The following is a 16,046-nucleotide window of genomic DNA, read 5'->3' on the forward strand; positions in this document are numbered from 1 at the left end:
TGGGGCGACTCAGGACTTGCTTCTGCGGGCCTTGAAGAACTCGCTGAGGATGGCCCCGCACTCCTCAGCCAGGACGCCGCCTTCGAACAACACCCGGTGATTGAGAAAGTCCTGGGTAAAGAACTGCCCCTGGCTCTGCACGATCCCGGCCTTGGGTTCCAGTGCACCATAGACCACCCGTGCAATCCGCGAATGCACGATCAACCCGGCGCACATGCTGCACGGCTCCAGGGTCACGTACAGTGTGCTGCCCGGCAGTCGGTAGTTGTCGAGCGCCTGGGCGGCGGCGCGGATGGCGACCATCTCGGCATGGGCACTCGGATCGCTGCCACTGATCGGGCAATTGAAGCCCCGCCCGATGATTTCGCCGTCCTGCACCAGCACCGCGCCCACCGGCACTTCGCCCAACAGCGCACCCTGGGCGGCCAGCGCCAGGGCTTCACGCATGAAGTCCTGGTCGCGACTGCGGTCGATGATCGGCGTCGGCCGTATCTGACGCATCAGGCCACCTCGATGGCGGCCATCAGGCCGGTTTCCATATGGTCGATCACATGGCAATGGAACATCCACACCCCCGGGTTATCCGCGACCAACGCCACCCGCGCCCGCTCGTTCTTGCCCAGCAGGTAGGTGTCGGTGAAGTACGGCGTGATCGTCTTGCGGTTCGAGGCGATGACCTTGAAGCTCATGCCGTGCAAGTGGATCGGGTGCTGATACTGGGTCATGTTCTTCAATTCGAAAATATAGCTCTTGCCCTTCACCAGCTTGGCGATGGGTCGGTCGGCGCAGGTCTTGTCGGTGATGTCCCAGGCCTTGCCGTTGATCTGCCAGAGGCTCGGTGGCTGGCCATTATCGACGTTCACCGAAACCGAGCCAACCCATTCGAAATTGAAGTTGAGCTTTTCTGCGTTCGCCAGGTCCGGCTCGGCTATCGGATTGGCCGGCAAGGCCTTCGGCCAGTCGGTCGCCGTGCCGCTGTCGGCCACCGAACGAAAGGTCGCCAGACGCACCGGACCGTTGCGCAGCGATAGCTCTTCACCGGCCGCCGGCGCCTTGATCGCCAGACAGATGCGCATCCCCGGTCCCAGCCAGTATTCCTTGCCCAACGGGCGCGGCTCCACCGGATTGCCATCCAGCGCATAGATCTGCGCCTCGACACCGGGGATATTGAGGCGATAAGTCAGGGTGTTGTCGAGGTTGAGCAGGCGAACCCGGGTGATCTGTCCGGCCGGTAAATCGACCACGGCTTGCGACACGCCGTTGACGGTCGAAAGGCGCCCCGCCGTGCCCCCACGCGCGGCTTCACGGGGAATGCTGAAAGGCACGAACGCGCCGGCTTCATCGACGTGCCAGCTTTTCAGGCTCAAGGTGCGTTCGTGCTGGAAACCGGTGGGTTCACGTTCCTCGACAATCAGCGGACCGACCAGGCCGCGCCCCAGTTCTTCACTGCTGTTGACGTGGGGGTGATACCAGTAGCTACCGGCGTCCGGGACACGGAACTTGTAGTCGAAGTATTCGCCAGGCAATACCGGCAATTGCGACACATAGGGCACGCCGTCCATTTCCAGCGGCAGGCGGATACCGTGCCAGTGAATGGTGGTGGCCACCGGCAGGTGGTTGATAAAACGCACCCGCAGCCATTCACCCTGGCGCACCCGCAACTCGGTACCCGGCGCCGACGGGCCGAACGCCCAGGCCGGGGTTTGATGCCCGGCCACCAACTCGACGTCCAGGGGCGCGGCGATCAGCTCATAGTCATGGCCGGCATTGGCGTCGGCCATTTTCCCCAACCAGTAACGCGATGCACCGCCGGCTCCAACGCCCACCACTGCAAGACCGGCCAGTCCACCGAGTATCTGTCGACGGGTAAAGGACATGAACGCAACCACCTCACCTATTCAGCCGCACGCCTGGGCGCGCAAAAGGCGAATACGATACACCCGCAGTTGCGAAACCGTAAGAAAATCAGTCCAGCCCCAACAACAAATGGGCCACGCCACCGGCCAATATCATCACCCCGGCGACACCCGCCGCCCGCAATGCCGACTGATCGACCCGGGTGCTGTCATTCAATGCCACCCGCAGGCGTGTCAGGGCCACGCGCTGGTGGGACTTGAGATTGCCCTCACCGCCCAGGGCCGCGACGATCTCCGGGCGCAGCGCCTCTTCTGCCGTGGCAACCGGCGTACTCGCTTGATCCGCCACCAGGTCCGGCGTCAGGGCTTTCCAGAATGCCCGCTGAAATTTCTCGAACATGTTCAGTTCTCCAGGACCCGCGGCTGCAGCGCCGTGGTGTGTTGATGATCGAGCAGGGCTTCACGCACCTGCCCGGCGTTTTCCAGGCCAAGAATCCGTTGGGCCAACACCTGGCACTCCGTCAACTCGACCTCGCGGACCGCCGCCTTGATCGCCGGAATCAGCGGCACGCTGACCGACAGTTCATCCACGCCCAAGCCCAGCAATACCGGCACCGCCAGCGCCTCGGAAGCCAGCGCACCACACACGCTGACCGGTTTGCCGTGGGCATGGGCGGCCTTCACGGTGGTGGCGATCAAGCGCAATACCGCCGGGTGCAGGCTGTCGGCCTGGCTCGCCAGCTGCGGGTGATCACGGTCCATGGCCAGGGTGTATTGGGTCAGGTCATTGGTGCCGATGGAAAAGAAGTCCACTTCGGGGGCGAACAGATCGGCCATCAGGGCCGCCGCCGGGACTTCGATCATGATCCCCAGTTTCGGCAACGCCTTGAGGCCCAAGGCCAGGGCTTCATCCTCGAGGAACTGGCGCGCCTGCCGCAACTCGGACAGTTGGGTAATCATCGGCAGCATGATGTGCAACTGGGTCAGCCCGGCACAGGCAAGAATCCCCCGCAATTGCTGACGCAGCAGTTCCGGGCGTTGCAGGCACAGGCGAATGCCGCGCATGCCGAGGAAGGGGTTGGCTTCAGGGTCCATCGGCACGTAGGCCAGGGGTTTGTCGCCACCGACATCAAGGGTGCGTACCACCAGGTTGCGCTGCGGTCCAAGGGCGCGGGCAATGGCCGAATAGGTCGCCGCCTGCTCCTCGACACTGGGCGCACTCTGGCGCTCCAGATAGAGAAACTCGGAACGCAGCAAACCAACCCCTTCGCCGCCCAGGGTCAACGACTGCTCCACCTCTTGCAGCGAGGCGACGTTGGCGGTCACCTCGAAATGATGACCGTCACGGGTACGCGCCGCCTCGGACGCCTGCTCCTTCTCGCGCTGGTGACGCTGGCGTTGCTCCTGACGCTTGACCAGCAGGCGTTGAACATCCGCTTCTTCCGGCATCAGGTGCAGGCGCCCGAGGTCGGCATCGAGCAGCACCTGGGTACCGGCGGGCACCTTCAGGACCTCGGCGGGCAAACCACAGAGGGCCGGCAAACCGAATGCCCGGGCCAGGATCGCCACATGGCTGGTGGCCCCGCCACCGACGGTGACAAACCCAAGGACCCGGCGGGTATCGAGCCCGGCTGTTTGTGACGGGGTCAGTTGCTCGGCAATCAGGATGGCGTCGTCCGGCATCTCGGTGACCCGCTCCTCGACCCCGAGAATCAGCCGCAGCACGCGCTGGCCGACGTCCTTCAAGTCCAGCGCGCGCTCGGCCAGCAAGCTGCTGCCCAGGCGCTCGAACAAGGCACAGGTGTCCTCGGTGACCTGGCGCCAGGCGAACGCCGCGCTTTTACCCTGGGCGAGCAGGACCTGGGCCTGCTCCAACAGGCTCGGGTCTTCCAGCAATTCCTGATGCGCGCGGAAAATCTGCGCCTGGGCGCTGCCCTCGGCGTTGTCCCGCAACCGCTGCAAGGCCTGGGTCGCTTCGTCCAGGGCCCGCTCGAGCGATGCGCGCTCATGGGGCTCATCGGAACCGAACTCCGGAACTTCCAGCCGCTGTTCGGCCACCTGCACCACCCGACCGAAGGCCGAGCCCGGCGAGGCACACACACCGCGTAACAAGGTCGGCGAAGAGGCCTCGACCACCACAGGAATATCAATCACGGCCGCAGGCTCGACCGCCTCACCGCAACCCTCGGCCAGCAGGGCCGCCAGCGCCTCGATGGCGGCCGGGGCATCCTCGCCCACCGCACTGACCTGCAACACATCGCCACGTACCGTCTGCAAGGCCATGATCGCCACCAGGGACTTGGCATTCGCGCTGTCCTGGCGCCGATGCACCACGATGTTCGCGGCAAAACCCTTGGCCGCCTGGGCCAGCACCGCCGCCGGACGGGCGTGCAGGCCATTGGCGTTGGGCAAGGTCACGGGGCTTGAGAACAACGCCTCGCCTTCCTCTTCCAGCACCGGACCCGCCGATGCACCGTTGTGCTCGACACGCAGCAGCGGCGCACCGCTTTCAATCAAACCACTGGCCGGAGCCAGCCGGGTGAACGTCTCGCCACTGACCACCAACACCAGGGTCAACAGACTGCGGGCGTGCAAGGCGATGTAATCGACATCGAACTCGATCAACGCCTGCCCGGCCGTCACCCGCTCGCCCTCGCGGACCAGGGCGGTGAAGCCCTTGCCCTGAAGCTGCACGGTGTCCAGGCCGATATGCATCAGCACCTGCACGCCGTGATCGTCGGTAATGCTGATGGCATGGCCGCTGGCCTGGACATTGCTCACCACCCCGGCCAACGGTGCGCAGAGCACCGAAGACGTCGGGTCGATGCACAGGCCATCACCGATCATGCGACTGGAGAACACCGGATCAGGCACCTGATCCAACTCGATCAGCACCCCGGACAGGGGCGCGAGCAGTTCCAGGGAAGAGGTTGCGGTCATGACATCACCTTTATCATTGTTCTTTGAAGCGCCGGCGCGGCGAAGGCCGCGCCAGCATAGGACTTATTCCCACCAATACTCGACCTGCACACCGAAATTGGAGCCATGCAGGGCGCTGCCGAAACTACCGGTATCGGACAACGCCGACCCCGCATCGAACTGATTGGCCGCACGCTGGGCCGCCGCGTTCCAACTGGCATAGGTGTAGTAGAGGCGTATCTCGGGCCGCGTCCAGAAATCCGGACCTCGGGGTGACCAGGTGGGGGCGAAGGTAAACTTGCTGAGCTTGCGGGTGCCGCCCGGCGCCTCGATCTGGTCATGGCCCAATTCGGTCACGAGCTTGAACTGCTCGGTAATGGCGTAGGTCGGACGTACCCCCAGGGAGATCCAGTTCTGGCCCTGGCCGTCGGGACGAATGTCCTTCTGGTACACGGCCTCGATCTGCCCGCCGAATTGTCGCGTGATCTGCCAGTCGAAAAACTCGACCGCACGGTAGCTCTTGTTGCTGGTGTCCAGGGTCGGATCACCGGTGTAGCCCAGTCCGGTACCCGGCCCCTCGCCGTATTGCAGGGCGAACTTGTTCTTGCCGCCGAGGAAGTTCTTCTGCACATGCTGCGCGGTAATGGCCCAGCCCTGGTGGGTGTCGCGGCGTTCCGGCGCGTCGATGTAACTGACACCGAACTCCATCTGGCCGTCGGTATTGGTCTTGAAGCCGGCGACGTTGAAGTCGTGACGGTTGAGATAGTCCTTCTGGTACAGGTTGTCCTTGCGCGAGAAGGCATAGCTGTATTTCAAGTCGCCGATCTTCACGTCCTCGATACCGCCGCCGGTGGCGCTCTGGTTCCAGTAGTAGAAGTCGGAGATATGGATGTCGTTACGCTTGTAGTAACGCCGCCCGGCCCACACCGAACCGCCATTGAGCGAGGGCAGGTTCGACCACTTGGCGAACATCTCCGGCATGCGCACCGTGCCGTTGTCACCGTCGAAACTGGGATTGTGACCGTACTTGTTGTACAGCGAAGCCATCCCATCGACGCTGAGCACCGAGCCGTCGTCGAGGGTCAGCAGGTCCTGGCGCAACTCGAGTTCCGCATACTGTTCGCACTCGTTGCCCAGGCGATACTTGGAGTCCGCACCGGGCAAATGGAAACAGCTTTGCGAACCGCCGCTGGTCGAACCGCCCAGGCCGCTGCGCAAGTAACCGGCGAACTCCAGGGCCTGGGCCGAGAATGGCAACCCCAGACACACGCAAGACACCACAAGACCGCGATTTATTGTTGTTTTCATTGGCTCCCCCATTATTTTTATTGTGCAGTGCTTGTTGATTATCGGGCGCGGCTCTCCCGCGCACGATTTGCTGCGAACGGCATTAAATGAATGAAACGCCTTATTTTTCTGACAGATGCAGTACAAAAGACTCGTAAGGTTTCAGCGACAGATGTCGGCTACGCGGCAAGTCACCGGCGTAGTTACCGATCACCAGACGCTGGCTCTGGCCATCGATGAAAACGCCTTCGGGCAATTCAACTTCACAAGGCTCGGCATAGAAGTTGTTCACCACCAGCAGTCGCTCGCCCTGCCCCTCACGCACATAGGCCCAGACCCGTGGATGTTCCGGCAGCAACTGGCGGTAGACACCGTCCACCATCAGCGCTTCGCCGCGCCGCAAACCGACCAGGGCGCGGTAGTGATGCAGCACCGAGCCGGCATCGTCGAACTGTTTGTCGACATTGATCCAGGCGGCGTTCGGCGGCACATCGATCCAGGGTTGGGCAGTGCTGAAACCAGCATTCGGCCCGGCACTCCATTGCATCGGTGTACGCCCGTTGTCCCGGGATTTCTGCATGATCGCGGCCATGCTCGCGGCTTCGGAGTCGCCCGCTTCGCGCTTGAGCCGGTAGATGTTCAGGGTCTCGACATCGCGGTACTGCTCGATGGACTCGAAACCCGGATTGGTCATGCCCAGCTCTTCGCCTTGATAGATGTACGGCGTCCCCTGGAGGAAATGCAACGCGGTGGCGAGCATCTTCGCGGACACGTCCCGGTATTCGCCGTCATGGCCGAAGCGCGAGACCACCCGTGGCTGGTCGTGGTTACACCAGAACAGCGCATTCCAGCCGCCACCGGCCTGCATGCCGGTCTGCCAGTCGGAGAGGATGCGCTTGAGTTCGAGGAAATCGAAATCGGCGCGAACCCATTTCTCCATGTTCGGGTAATCAACCTTCAGGTGATGGAAGTTGAAGGTCATCGACAGCTCTTGGGACTCCGGATGCGAATAGCGGATGCAGTGCGCAAGGCTGGTGGAGGACATTTCGCCGACATTGATCAGGTCATGGCCCTCGAAGACTTCGCGGTGCATTTCCTGCAGGTAGTCGTGCACGTTCGGACCGTCGGTGTAGAAACGGCGGCCGTCGCTGGCGTCTTCGGGAAAATCGGCGGGCTTGGAGATCAGGTTAATCACATCCAGGCGGAAGCCACCGACGCCCTTGTCGCGCCAGAAGCGCATCATCTTGAACACTTCCTGGCGCACCTGGGGATTGTCCCAGTTCAGGTCGGCCTGGGTGTGGTCGAACAGGTGCAGGTAATACTGACCGGTCTGGGCCTCGTACTCCCAGGCATTGCCACCGAACTTCGACTGCCAGTTGTTCGGCTGGTCGCGCCAGATGTAGAAATCCCGGTACGGGTTGTCGAGGCTGCTACGAGCCTGGCGGAACCATTCGTGTTCGATCGAGGTGTGGTTGACCACGATATCGAGCATCAGCTTGATCCCGCGCTTGCCGGCTTCGGCGATCAGCAGGTCGCAGTCGGCCATGGTCCCGTAGCTCGGGTCGATGGCGTAGTAGTCGCTGATGTCGTAGCCGTTGTCACGCTGCGGCGAACGCAGGAACGGCGTGATCCACAGACAGTCGACGCCCAGCCACTTGAGGTAGTCGAGCTTGTCGACCACGCCCAGCAGATCGCCGGTGGCCTGGCCTGAGTGGCTGTAGAAACTTTTCGGGTAGATCTGGTAGATCACCGAACGCTGCCAGTCTTGCATGGGGATTCCTTGGTCGTGCCAGTGGTAGCTGTGTTGTGTTTTCGGACGTCAACGCGAGCACCCTCGCGCTGACGTTGCCGGATCAGGCGACGCGATAGCCGGGACGGATGATTTTCAGGCTCAACCCGCAGGTCAGCACGAAGGGCACGACCATCGCGATGACCATGCCGACGATGAACATCGGGATGTATTGCGGAATGATCGAGATAAAGCCCGGCAGGCCACCGACGCCAATGGCCGAGGCCTGGACCTTGTTCAGCGAGAGGAAGATGCTGCCCAGCGCCGAACCGATCAACGCGGCATAGAACGGAAACTTGTAGCGCAGGTTGACGCCGAACATCGCCGGCTCCGTGATGCCGAAGTAGGCGGAGATCGCCGAGGTCGAGGCCATGCTGCGCTCCCGTGCATTGCGGCTCATGTAGAACACCGCCAGTGCCGCGCTGCCCTGGGCCAGGTTGGACATGACGATCATCGGCCAGATGAAGGTGCCGCCCTGGGTGGAGATCAGTTGCAGGTCCACCGCGAGGAACATGTGGTGCATGCCGGTGATCACCAACGGCGCGTAGAGCAGGCCGAAGATCGCGCCGCCGAGCACCGGCGCCACGTTGAACAGCATGACCACGCCTTCGGTGATCAGGATGCCCAGGTGACGGGTCACAGGACCGATGACCGCCAGGGCCAGCACGCCGGTCACGACGATGGTGGTAATCGGCACCACCAGCAGTTGAATGGCATTCGGCACCCGCGCCCGCAGCCATTTCTCGATGACGCTCATGACATAGGCGGCCATCAGGATCGGTAGGATCTGGCCCTGGTAACCGACCTTCTCGATCCGGAACCAGCCGAAGATGTTGAAGTACGGCAGGCTCTGGCCGTCCAGGCCGGCGACCGCCTTGCCGTAGTTCCAGGCATTGAGCAGGTCGGGGTGCACCAGCATCAGGCCGAGCACGATGCCGAGGATTTCACTGCCGCCAAACCGCTTGGCCGCCGACCAGCCGACCAGGGCCGGGAGGAACACGAAGGAAGTGTTGGCCATCAGGTTGATCAGGCTCCACACGCCGTCCAGCGACGGGTAGGCCTCCAGCAAGGTCTTGCCGTCGATGAACATGCCCTTGGCGCCCATGAGGTTGTTCACCCCCATCAGCAGGCCGGCAATGATCAGCGCCGGCAGGATCGGCATGAACACATCGGAGAACACCCGCACCAGACGCTGTACCGCGTTGATCTTGTCGGCGCTCTTCTGCTTGACGTCGGCGATGGTCGAGGCGGCCATCCCGGTGATTTCGCGCAGGGCGGCGTAGACACGCTCCACTTCCCCCGGACCGATGACGATCTGGAACAAGCCGCCGGTGAAGAAGGTGCCTTTCACCAGGTCGATATTGGACAACGCGGCCTTGTCGACCAGGTTCGGGTCCTTGAGGGCCAGGCGCAGACGGGTGACACAGTGAGCGGCCTGCTCGAGGTTTTCAGCGCCACCGAGACCTTTCAGCAGCTCGCGGGCGATATTCGGATAGTCGTGGCTCATGCTTTTCTTCCACTGTTTCTTGTTATTGGAGGGTGTTGGCAGCACACAGAAACGAAAAATACTCGTCTGTACGAGTTAAAGCAATAACTCGTACAGACGAGTTACAGATTTATCGGTAAAAGATCCGACAAATGGACAAAGTTTCGACCTGCCCTTAAGGTTCAAGGTCCCAGGACATCGCGTCGGCTACCCTGTTGGCGAGTACTTTCGATCCAGAGCGAACAGCATGAGCAAATACAACCAGATCTACAGTGATCTGCTTGCCAGCATTACCACAGAGCAATTGGAAAAAGGTGCCCGGCTGCCGTCGGAAACCGAACTGATGGACAGCTACCAGGCCAGCCGCGGCACCGTGCGCAAGGCCATCGAGCAATTGCAGGAGCGCGGTTTCGCCCAGAAGATCCATGGCAAGGGCACCTTCGTGCTGTCCCGCAGCCCGATCGAGTTTCAATTGGGCGGCATCGTCAGCTTCCAGGAAGCCCATTCCAGCCTTGGCAGCAATATTGGCACCGAAGTGGTGGAGTTCAGCGAGATCGCCCTTGAAGGCTCGCTTCAGGAGCGCCTGGATGCCGAACCCGGCAGTTCAGTGATCCGCATCAAGCGGGTGCGGCGGATCGACGGCAAGCGGATCATCCTCGACATCAACTATTTCGTCGCCGACCGGATTCCCGGCCTGACCCGGGAAATCGCCGAACAGTCGATCTATGCCTACATCGAGAAAACCCTGCAACTGAGCATCAGCTTCGCCCAGCGCACCATCGAGGCGGCCCGTTGCAGCCGGGACGATGTGCTGCACCTGGACCTGGATGGGGCCAGCCATGTGATCGTGGTGAAGAACCAGACGTTCCTGCACGATGGCCGGCAGTTCGAATACACCGAGTCGCGGCACACCCTGGACAAGTTCTACTTCTCGGATGTGGCAAGGCGCTGAGCCGCTGACGTCGGGCGATTCATAGCACCAGCGCCAGCCACTCGGGGTTCACCGAGCCGAGCTTGCTGGTGGCTTTCGTGAGGTTGATATCCTGGGCCGCCTGCGCGGTTTCAATCATCCGGGGCTCAAGGTCATAACCCCGGCCTTCGAGCCAGCCCAGGACTTCCGCCAGGTGCCAGACCGAAGCGCTGCCTTCGTGGACCGCCAACGGAAATGAAGCCCCATGACTGAGCATGAGCTTGCGCATGTTCTGCCGCGAAACGCCGACGATATCGGCGATATCCGAAAGGCCGACCAGGTCGGGCACAACCTCTATGAGACGCGCATCGGGGATAGCACGCTTGACGTCCTGCAAAGCGCTAAGCAATGCCTGAGCGGCGCTGTCGGCATCCCGGGAGAACTTCAGCGCCAGCCTTCCAGGGATTCCGCAGCCGATCAGTGAGTCATCGCAACCGCACTCAAACAAGAGCTCAATCAATACATCCGGATCGTTGTTCTGCTCCGAGAGCTGGTACCTCAGGGTGAATTCATACTCCATGGTTCTACTCCTTGGGAGAAGCGATCAGGGGATCGCCATTAGCGTGGTTGATGACACAAGCATCAACCACCCGCTGCAAATTGCGGGCATGACTGATCAGGTCACGCGGCGTACTCCATATGCTGGTGATACAGTGATCCTGGCAACGGCACAGCCCACTGTTAAACGGGCAGTACATCCTGCCCCAGGCATGCGAACCACCTACTTTGATTCGCCAGCCAAATTCCTCTGCATAACGCAGTACGTTCTCGATCTCCTTGATCGGGTGTCTTGTTCCAGCCATCCATAGCTTCCAGTCTTGCGCCAGGCGCAAAGGTTGTCAACTGACAACCAAATCCATTTATCGACAAAAAATGACTCGACCAGCACCTCGATTCGGGGCTGGCTTCTTGAGTGTAGGGAGACAAAAAACTTCGGCAGATCAATGTATTTGCGGGGTATTGCGAGGGCAGGCGAGGTGATTTTTCCTATGGCCTTTGCTTCAACGCTTGAGGCTTACATCACGTGGGGATCATTTCCACTCAGTTATCAACTGATGATAAATAGTCTTATATTCTAAATAGTTATAAAAAACAGAAGCTTGAGAACCATGAGACATACCATGACTGATGTCGCGTGGGGTAGCTTGGTGCCGAATTTGATTAACAGCACACAAACAGCAGCCTGATACTCAACCGGCTATAGGGCCATGGTGCATGCGCTCCCCCAGAGCCATCATTTTGATATGATGAGGATGAGGATGAATATCACCATAAGGGATAAGACTGAAGTTGTTGTATTCGGAAGCTGTGAAGCAAACGAGATCTTCTCTGCAAGCGCTATTCGCCAGCCTGAGCAGGAATGTAATTTCGCCTCCTGAACGCCCTTTGAGAAAATATAACCGCTCGCGACACCGCCGTAGATGATGACAACCGTAATGTGATTGCTCGACTGCGAAAAAAAAATCGACTCTTTAGCAAATACTTCTGTTTAGAGAAAAAAGGACAAGGACGAATTATGCCAACCTCATATGACCTGACGCAGCTCGACACACACTCTTTTGAGAGCATGGTGAATTTCTTAGCGTTACGAGTGCTGGGGAATGGAGTAACTGGATTTGCAACGGGAGCAGATGGCGGACGAGATGGATACCTGGAAGGCACAGCTCCGTATCCTACTGCAAAAAATCAGTGGTCTGGAGTTTGGTATATTCAGTCAAAATATCACAAGCCAAATTTAAGTGGAAATCCACAAACGTGGCTAGTGCGACAAGTAACAGAAGAGTTAAAATTATTCAGTAAGCGCGAAAGAACGATTCCTGACGTATGGATTCTAGCCACAAATATCGAGCCTACAGCAGTTAAAGATACCGGCAGCTTCGACAAAATAAAAAAACTTGTAAAAGCCACACTCCCTGACCATGTGAATTTTGACATATGGGGGGGTCAAAAAATATTAAGCTTTTTAGGTAGAGATCCGGATGTAGCAAATTACTACGGTCATTTCCTCACCCCTGGCCATGTATTATCCGGTCTTTATAACAACATTAACGACCAGCACGCACAAGTAAAAGCAATAGTCGAACATCTAATCGTTAGTCAATTTAACGAGCAGACCTACACTAAGTTAGAGCAAGCAGGATCCTCATCGGATGCAAGGCCAAAAATACACGAACTGTTTGTTGACCTTCCCTTCGAAACAGCACGCAATGAAAATAATAAAATACTAAAAACGATTGTTGCCAGCGCCGCGTGCAACCATAAGATTTCGTGCTGGGGAACTGATCTGGAGCGTGGCCGTCTTTACGGTAAAGCTTGGAGACGCTCTCGAGTATTTATATTGAAGGGTGGACCTGGCCAAGGCAAATCTACCGTGGGCCAATTTTACAGCCAAATTCAAAGAGCATCCTTCATTCTCTCTAAAGGCGGCCCTCACGTTCTTCCGGCCGTACGTGAGACTGCATTAGAACTGAAATTTGTAGCTGAAAACCTAAGCTTATGGACTAATGTACCTCGCATCCCAGTGCTAATCGAACTTAAGGATTTCGCAACTTGGTATGGCGGGCGTGCAGAGCTTGAGCCCAGAGGAATATTGAGTTACTTATCAGAACGAATTGCATTAAAAACGGAACAAAAAGTCCTAACCGGCACCGTAAAAAGAGCAATGGCAACGGACAGTTGGTTTTTTAACTTTGACGGTCTAGATGAAGTACCCAACGATGTTAAAGACCATATTGCGGATGAGATCATAAGATTTTCAGATGAAGTGCTTCCGTCCATAGACGCAGATGCATTAATTTTGTGTACAACGCGGCCTCAAGGGTATTCTGGACAGTTTGAGAAATTAGATTCTAGTACTCTACTTCTCGCACAACTACCCGCAGACATAGCGCTACTCTGCGCAACAGCCGTTGTCAAATTTGGCAGGACAGAATCGGAAGGTGTAGACGCGGTAGAAACTCTTTCGAACGCTATGCAATCCCCCCAAGTAAGAGAGCTAATGACTACTCCACTTCAGTCACACATCATGGCAGTAGTAGTGCGAGATGGTGGCAGACCTCCAGAAAAAAGGTGGGAACTATTTGAGAATTTTTATAAGGTAATGAAAAAACGCGAAAGTCAGAAAAATTTTAAAGACATACGCATAAACAAACTTCTCCGAGATGACAAGTTATTAAAGGCAATTCATGCGAGACTAGGTATAGCCCTTCATGCGAAAGCGGAAAGCAGCGTTGGTGCGGAAGCAACACTTGAAAAAAGCGAGTTTGAAAAGCTTTCAAGAGATACAGTTACAATGCTAGCCGACGCAAACATTGAAGATACTTTAAGCGCATTAATGGAGGCCACTACTGAACGACTAGTATTTGTTAATACCCCAGACAACAGCGACTATGTACGATTTGACATTCGACAATTGCAAGAATTTTTTGCCGGAGAGTTTATATATACGGACGTATCACCTATAACCATGCGTAATCGGATGGATACAATCTGCGCCGACCCACACTGGCGTGAGGTCATGCATTTCTTATTAAGCTCCTTGGTGGTTATGGGGAGAATCTCAGAGCTTGCAATGGCGGCGGAGGTTCTTTCTTCAACAGATAACTGGGACGGATGTCGTTTTACTCAGATTTTTCGACGCAGACTATCAGTAGGTGCAATCTTGGCTCTTCGTTTGATCACTGAGGGCGTTTTGGAGCAAGATCGTCGCGTGAGACAAACTTTTAAAAACGTACTAATACCACTATATAGCACTCTTGATGAAAGCTTGATTAGCGCGCTGACTAGCGTTCAGCACACTAATACTAAAACCTGGTTACACAACTGCATGATCGACTATTTATTTCAGGCCACTGAAGAAGAGCAAATTGGCGCTGCGATCGTCCTAATCAGAGCTCTGTCAGGCGGCCCCGACCAACATGAAAGAGTCAGCAATCGAATTTTAAATTCTTCAAGCGGCTATATTAATGCAATTCTCAAAGCTCAACTTTCTGAAAGAGTACAACATTTTGACGACGTAGCCCCGTCAAAGATAACGCAGCAGTGGTTCATCGAAGGACTAATAGCACTTCTAGACCATCCCAATATTAGAATCGAGCTCAATTACTCCCTCCTGATTAAGCTACTGTATCAACATTACGATCTGACTGTAAGCTCTACAAGATACTCCAATCTATCGACAGTCAAAAAATCTATTCTTTTAGCGTTTCTTGATCGCAACGAAGATAACGCTGAAAGCGTTAGTATCCGACAAAGCAAACGATACAAAGGACTTAACTTCCACTATTTCGAACACGACTGGCGAACCAAATCTATACCAATGATTGTCGCTTTCAAAATTTGCTCATCTGAAAGTTTTAGTCCTTTCTTTCAACACTGTGCATCAACGATAATTTTCGCACAAGACAACAGCTTTGAGAACCTCAAATCTTTTATAACAAATATAAAACACATATCAGGCGCCGAAGAACTAATGCCAAACTATCTTAAGGCATTGCTCCCTTTAGACTCTTGGCGCAACCAAACCTTAAATTTTGCAGACGAGCTAGAAAAGCTAGATAAAAAGGCATTTTCCAAGTTTGTCAGAACCGGAAAATTAGATGGCAGGAATATTCGACCCACCGCGCAGATGATTGCAATAGATAGAAGCTTTTCCCGTAAGGGATGGGATGATATTTGTAGAGATTTTCCATATATCGGATCTAACTTATCCGTACATGCCCGCTCCCATAGCGAATTTGACTTTGACGACTCAGAGTTAAACGACAGCATTACCAAGCATGCATTCGCAAATCCCGAAACGTACGCATCTCAAATTCTTCATTGGGGTGCGTTATTTGAAATGGCTGGTACAGAAGCACCTGCCTTAAGGAAGCTACTTGCTGAGACAGCTCCGAAGCTTGCAGCTGAGGATATAAATATCGGCGCTTTTGAAATGAGGCTCGCTCCATTTCAGATCAACTTAAGCGAGGAACTCACCCTACTACCTTTACTTGCGAACGCTTTAACAGGGGCTTACAACTCGATCAGCGGTATAGGTAGATATACTGACAAGCAAATGGAAAACCGAACAAAGACAGATTTTTTTACACATTTCGGGCTATCAACAAACAATTTAGAGAAAATATTTACAGACGAGGTGGCTCCGGAACTGTTAAGACAAGCGGCTCTTTCCTGCTTTCTAGTTTTAGGCAGCCTCACAGACAGCATGGATTCCGATCAATTTTTCAATACCGCCTACTCTGATATATTCTCTAAACTTTTAAACGAAGCGTCACCCAAGTGGTACGGACAGTCTCTTTTAAAATTTGCAGCTAGAAAGTTACAACCCAATGATGCTCGGTCGGCGGTCTTGATTGGAGAGCTGTTAGATTTCTACAGAAACAACTACTCTATGAACCTTCAAATGCAAAGCATCTTAGCTAATTGGAGAGAGAGATCTGTGGCACCTGTATCAAAAGCGGGCTGCTTACAAGAGTGGTTAAAACAGGAAGGTTAGCAGACTGTGTGAAAACCTAGCAATCTGCGCCGAGGTTGAAGAAAATGCTCCGTATCGAAAGATACGGAGCATTTTTCGTTATGGCTTACATCCAAGGTGAAGCGCGCGATCAAACCAGTTTGTTTCCGGTTTCGTTGGAGGATCTGATTCCCGATGATCATCTTGTTCGCGTGATTGACGCCTATGTTGGCAGGCTCGACCTGAAGTACCTTGGGTTCGACAAGGCCACGCCCAAGGCGACC

General features: G+C 56.2%; 11 protein-coding genes and 1 pseudogene. 3 read left to right on the top strand and 9 right to left on the bottom strand.

The window, feature by feature from the left end:
- Positions 1 to 9 precede the first annotated feature (9 nt).
- The 7 genes from tadA to treP all read right to left on the bottom strand — a co-directional run bounded on the left by tadA (position 10) and on the right by treP (position 9,358).
- Positions 10 to 501: a tRNA adenosine(34) deaminase TadA gene (tadA, locus tag CWE01_RS32010; protein ID WP_100944548.1), complete on the bottom strand. Its 492-nt coding sequence runs from the start codon at positions 499 to 501 to the stop codon at positions 10 to 12.
- Positions 501 to 1,877, bottom strand: coding sequence for a multicopper oxidase family protein (locus tag CWE01_RS32015; protein WP_100944549.1), 1,377 nt, complete (start codon positions 1,875 to 1,877; stop codon positions 501 to 503). Before CWE01_RS32015 ends, tadA begins: the two co-directional genes overlap by 1 nt.
- 88 nt (positions 1,878 to 1,965) lie before the next feature.
- Entirely contained in the window at positions 1,966 to 2,256 is a 291-nt protein-coding gene (locus CWE01_RS32020; RefSeq protein ID WP_100944550.1) for a PTS transporter subunit EIIB, read from the bottom strand.
- Positions 2,257 to 2,258: 2 nt separating this feature from the next.
- A complete protein-coding gene (ptsP, locus tag CWE01_RS32025; RefSeq protein ID WP_100944551.1) occupies positions 2,259 to 4,796 on the bottom strand; it encodes a phosphoenolpyruvate--protein phosphotransferase in 2,538 nt (845 codons plus the stop codon).
- A gap of 63 nt (positions 4,797 to 4,859) precedes the next feature.
- The gene (locus tag CWE01_RS32030; RefSeq protein ID WP_100944552.1) at positions 4,860 to 6,083 is read right to left on the bottom strand and encodes a carbohydrate porin; all 1,224 of its coding nucleotides are present in this window, start codon (positions 6,081 to 6,083) and stop codon (positions 4,860 to 4,862) included.
- Between the two features lie 100 nt (positions 6,084 to 6,183).
- On the bottom strand, positions 6,184 to 7,833 hold the full coding sequence (gene treC, locus CWE01_RS32035) for an alpha,alpha-phosphotrehalase (protein WP_100944553.1): 1,650 nt from the start codon (positions 7,831 to 7,833) through the stop codon (positions 6,184 to 6,186).
- A gap of 82 nt (positions 7,834 to 7,915) precedes the next feature.
- Entirely contained in the window at positions 7,916 to 9,358 is a 1,443-nt protein-coding gene (gene treP, locus CWE01_RS32040; protein ID WP_100944554.1) for a PTS system trehalose-specific EIIBC component, read from the bottom strand.
- A 226-nt stretch (positions 9,359 to 9,584) separates the two neighbouring features.
- Between treP and treR the strand changes: the two genes are divergently transcribed.
- Positions 9,585 to 10,289 (top strand): trehalose operon repressor, encoded by a 705-nt coding sequence (gene treR, locus CWE01_RS32045; protein ID WP_100944555.1) that lies wholly within the window; start codon positions 9,585 to 9,587, stop codon positions 10,287 to 10,289.
- A 19-nt stretch (positions 10,290 to 10,308) separates the two neighbouring features.
- Here the strand turns inward: treR and CWE01_RS32050 are convergent, their stop codons facing one another.
- Together CWE01_RS32050 and CWE01_RS32055 are read right to left on the bottom strand one after the other, a co-directional pair.
- Positions 10,309 to 10,827 (bottom strand): AlpA family transcriptional regulator, encoded by a 519-nt coding sequence (locus CWE01_RS32050; protein WP_100944556.1) that lies wholly within the window; start codon positions 10,825 to 10,827, stop codon positions 10,309 to 10,311.
- A gap of 4 nt (positions 10,828 to 10,831) precedes the next feature.
- Complete coding sequence (locus CWE01_RS32055; protein ID WP_100944557.1) at positions 10,832 to 11,110, bottom strand: hypothetical protein; 279 nt, start codon at positions 11,108 to 11,110, stop codon at positions 10,832 to 10,834.
- A gap of 713 nt (positions 11,111 to 11,823) precedes the next feature.
- Between CWE01_RS32055 and CWE01_RS33470 the strand changes: the two genes are divergently transcribed.
- Both CWE01_RS33470 and CWE01_RS32065 read left to right on the top strand, forming a co-directional pair.
- On the top strand, positions 11,824 to 15,804 hold the full coding sequence (locus tag CWE01_RS33470) for an NACHT domain-containing NTPase (RefSeq protein WP_157815314.1): 3,981 nt from the start codon (positions 11,824 to 11,826) through the stop codon (positions 15,802 to 15,804).
- A gap of 80 nt (positions 15,805 to 15,884) precedes the next feature.
- Positions 15,885 to 16,046 (top strand): annotated as a pseudogene (locus CWE01_RS32065) (IS5/IS1182 family transposase); the annotation flags it as partial.

It is taken from the genome of Pseudomonas sp. QS1027 (genome assembly GCF_002814235.1).
In the GTDB taxonomy this organism is placed as follows: domain Bacteria; phylum Pseudomonadota; class Gammaproteobacteria; order Pseudomonadales; family Pseudomonadaceae; genus Aquipseudomonas.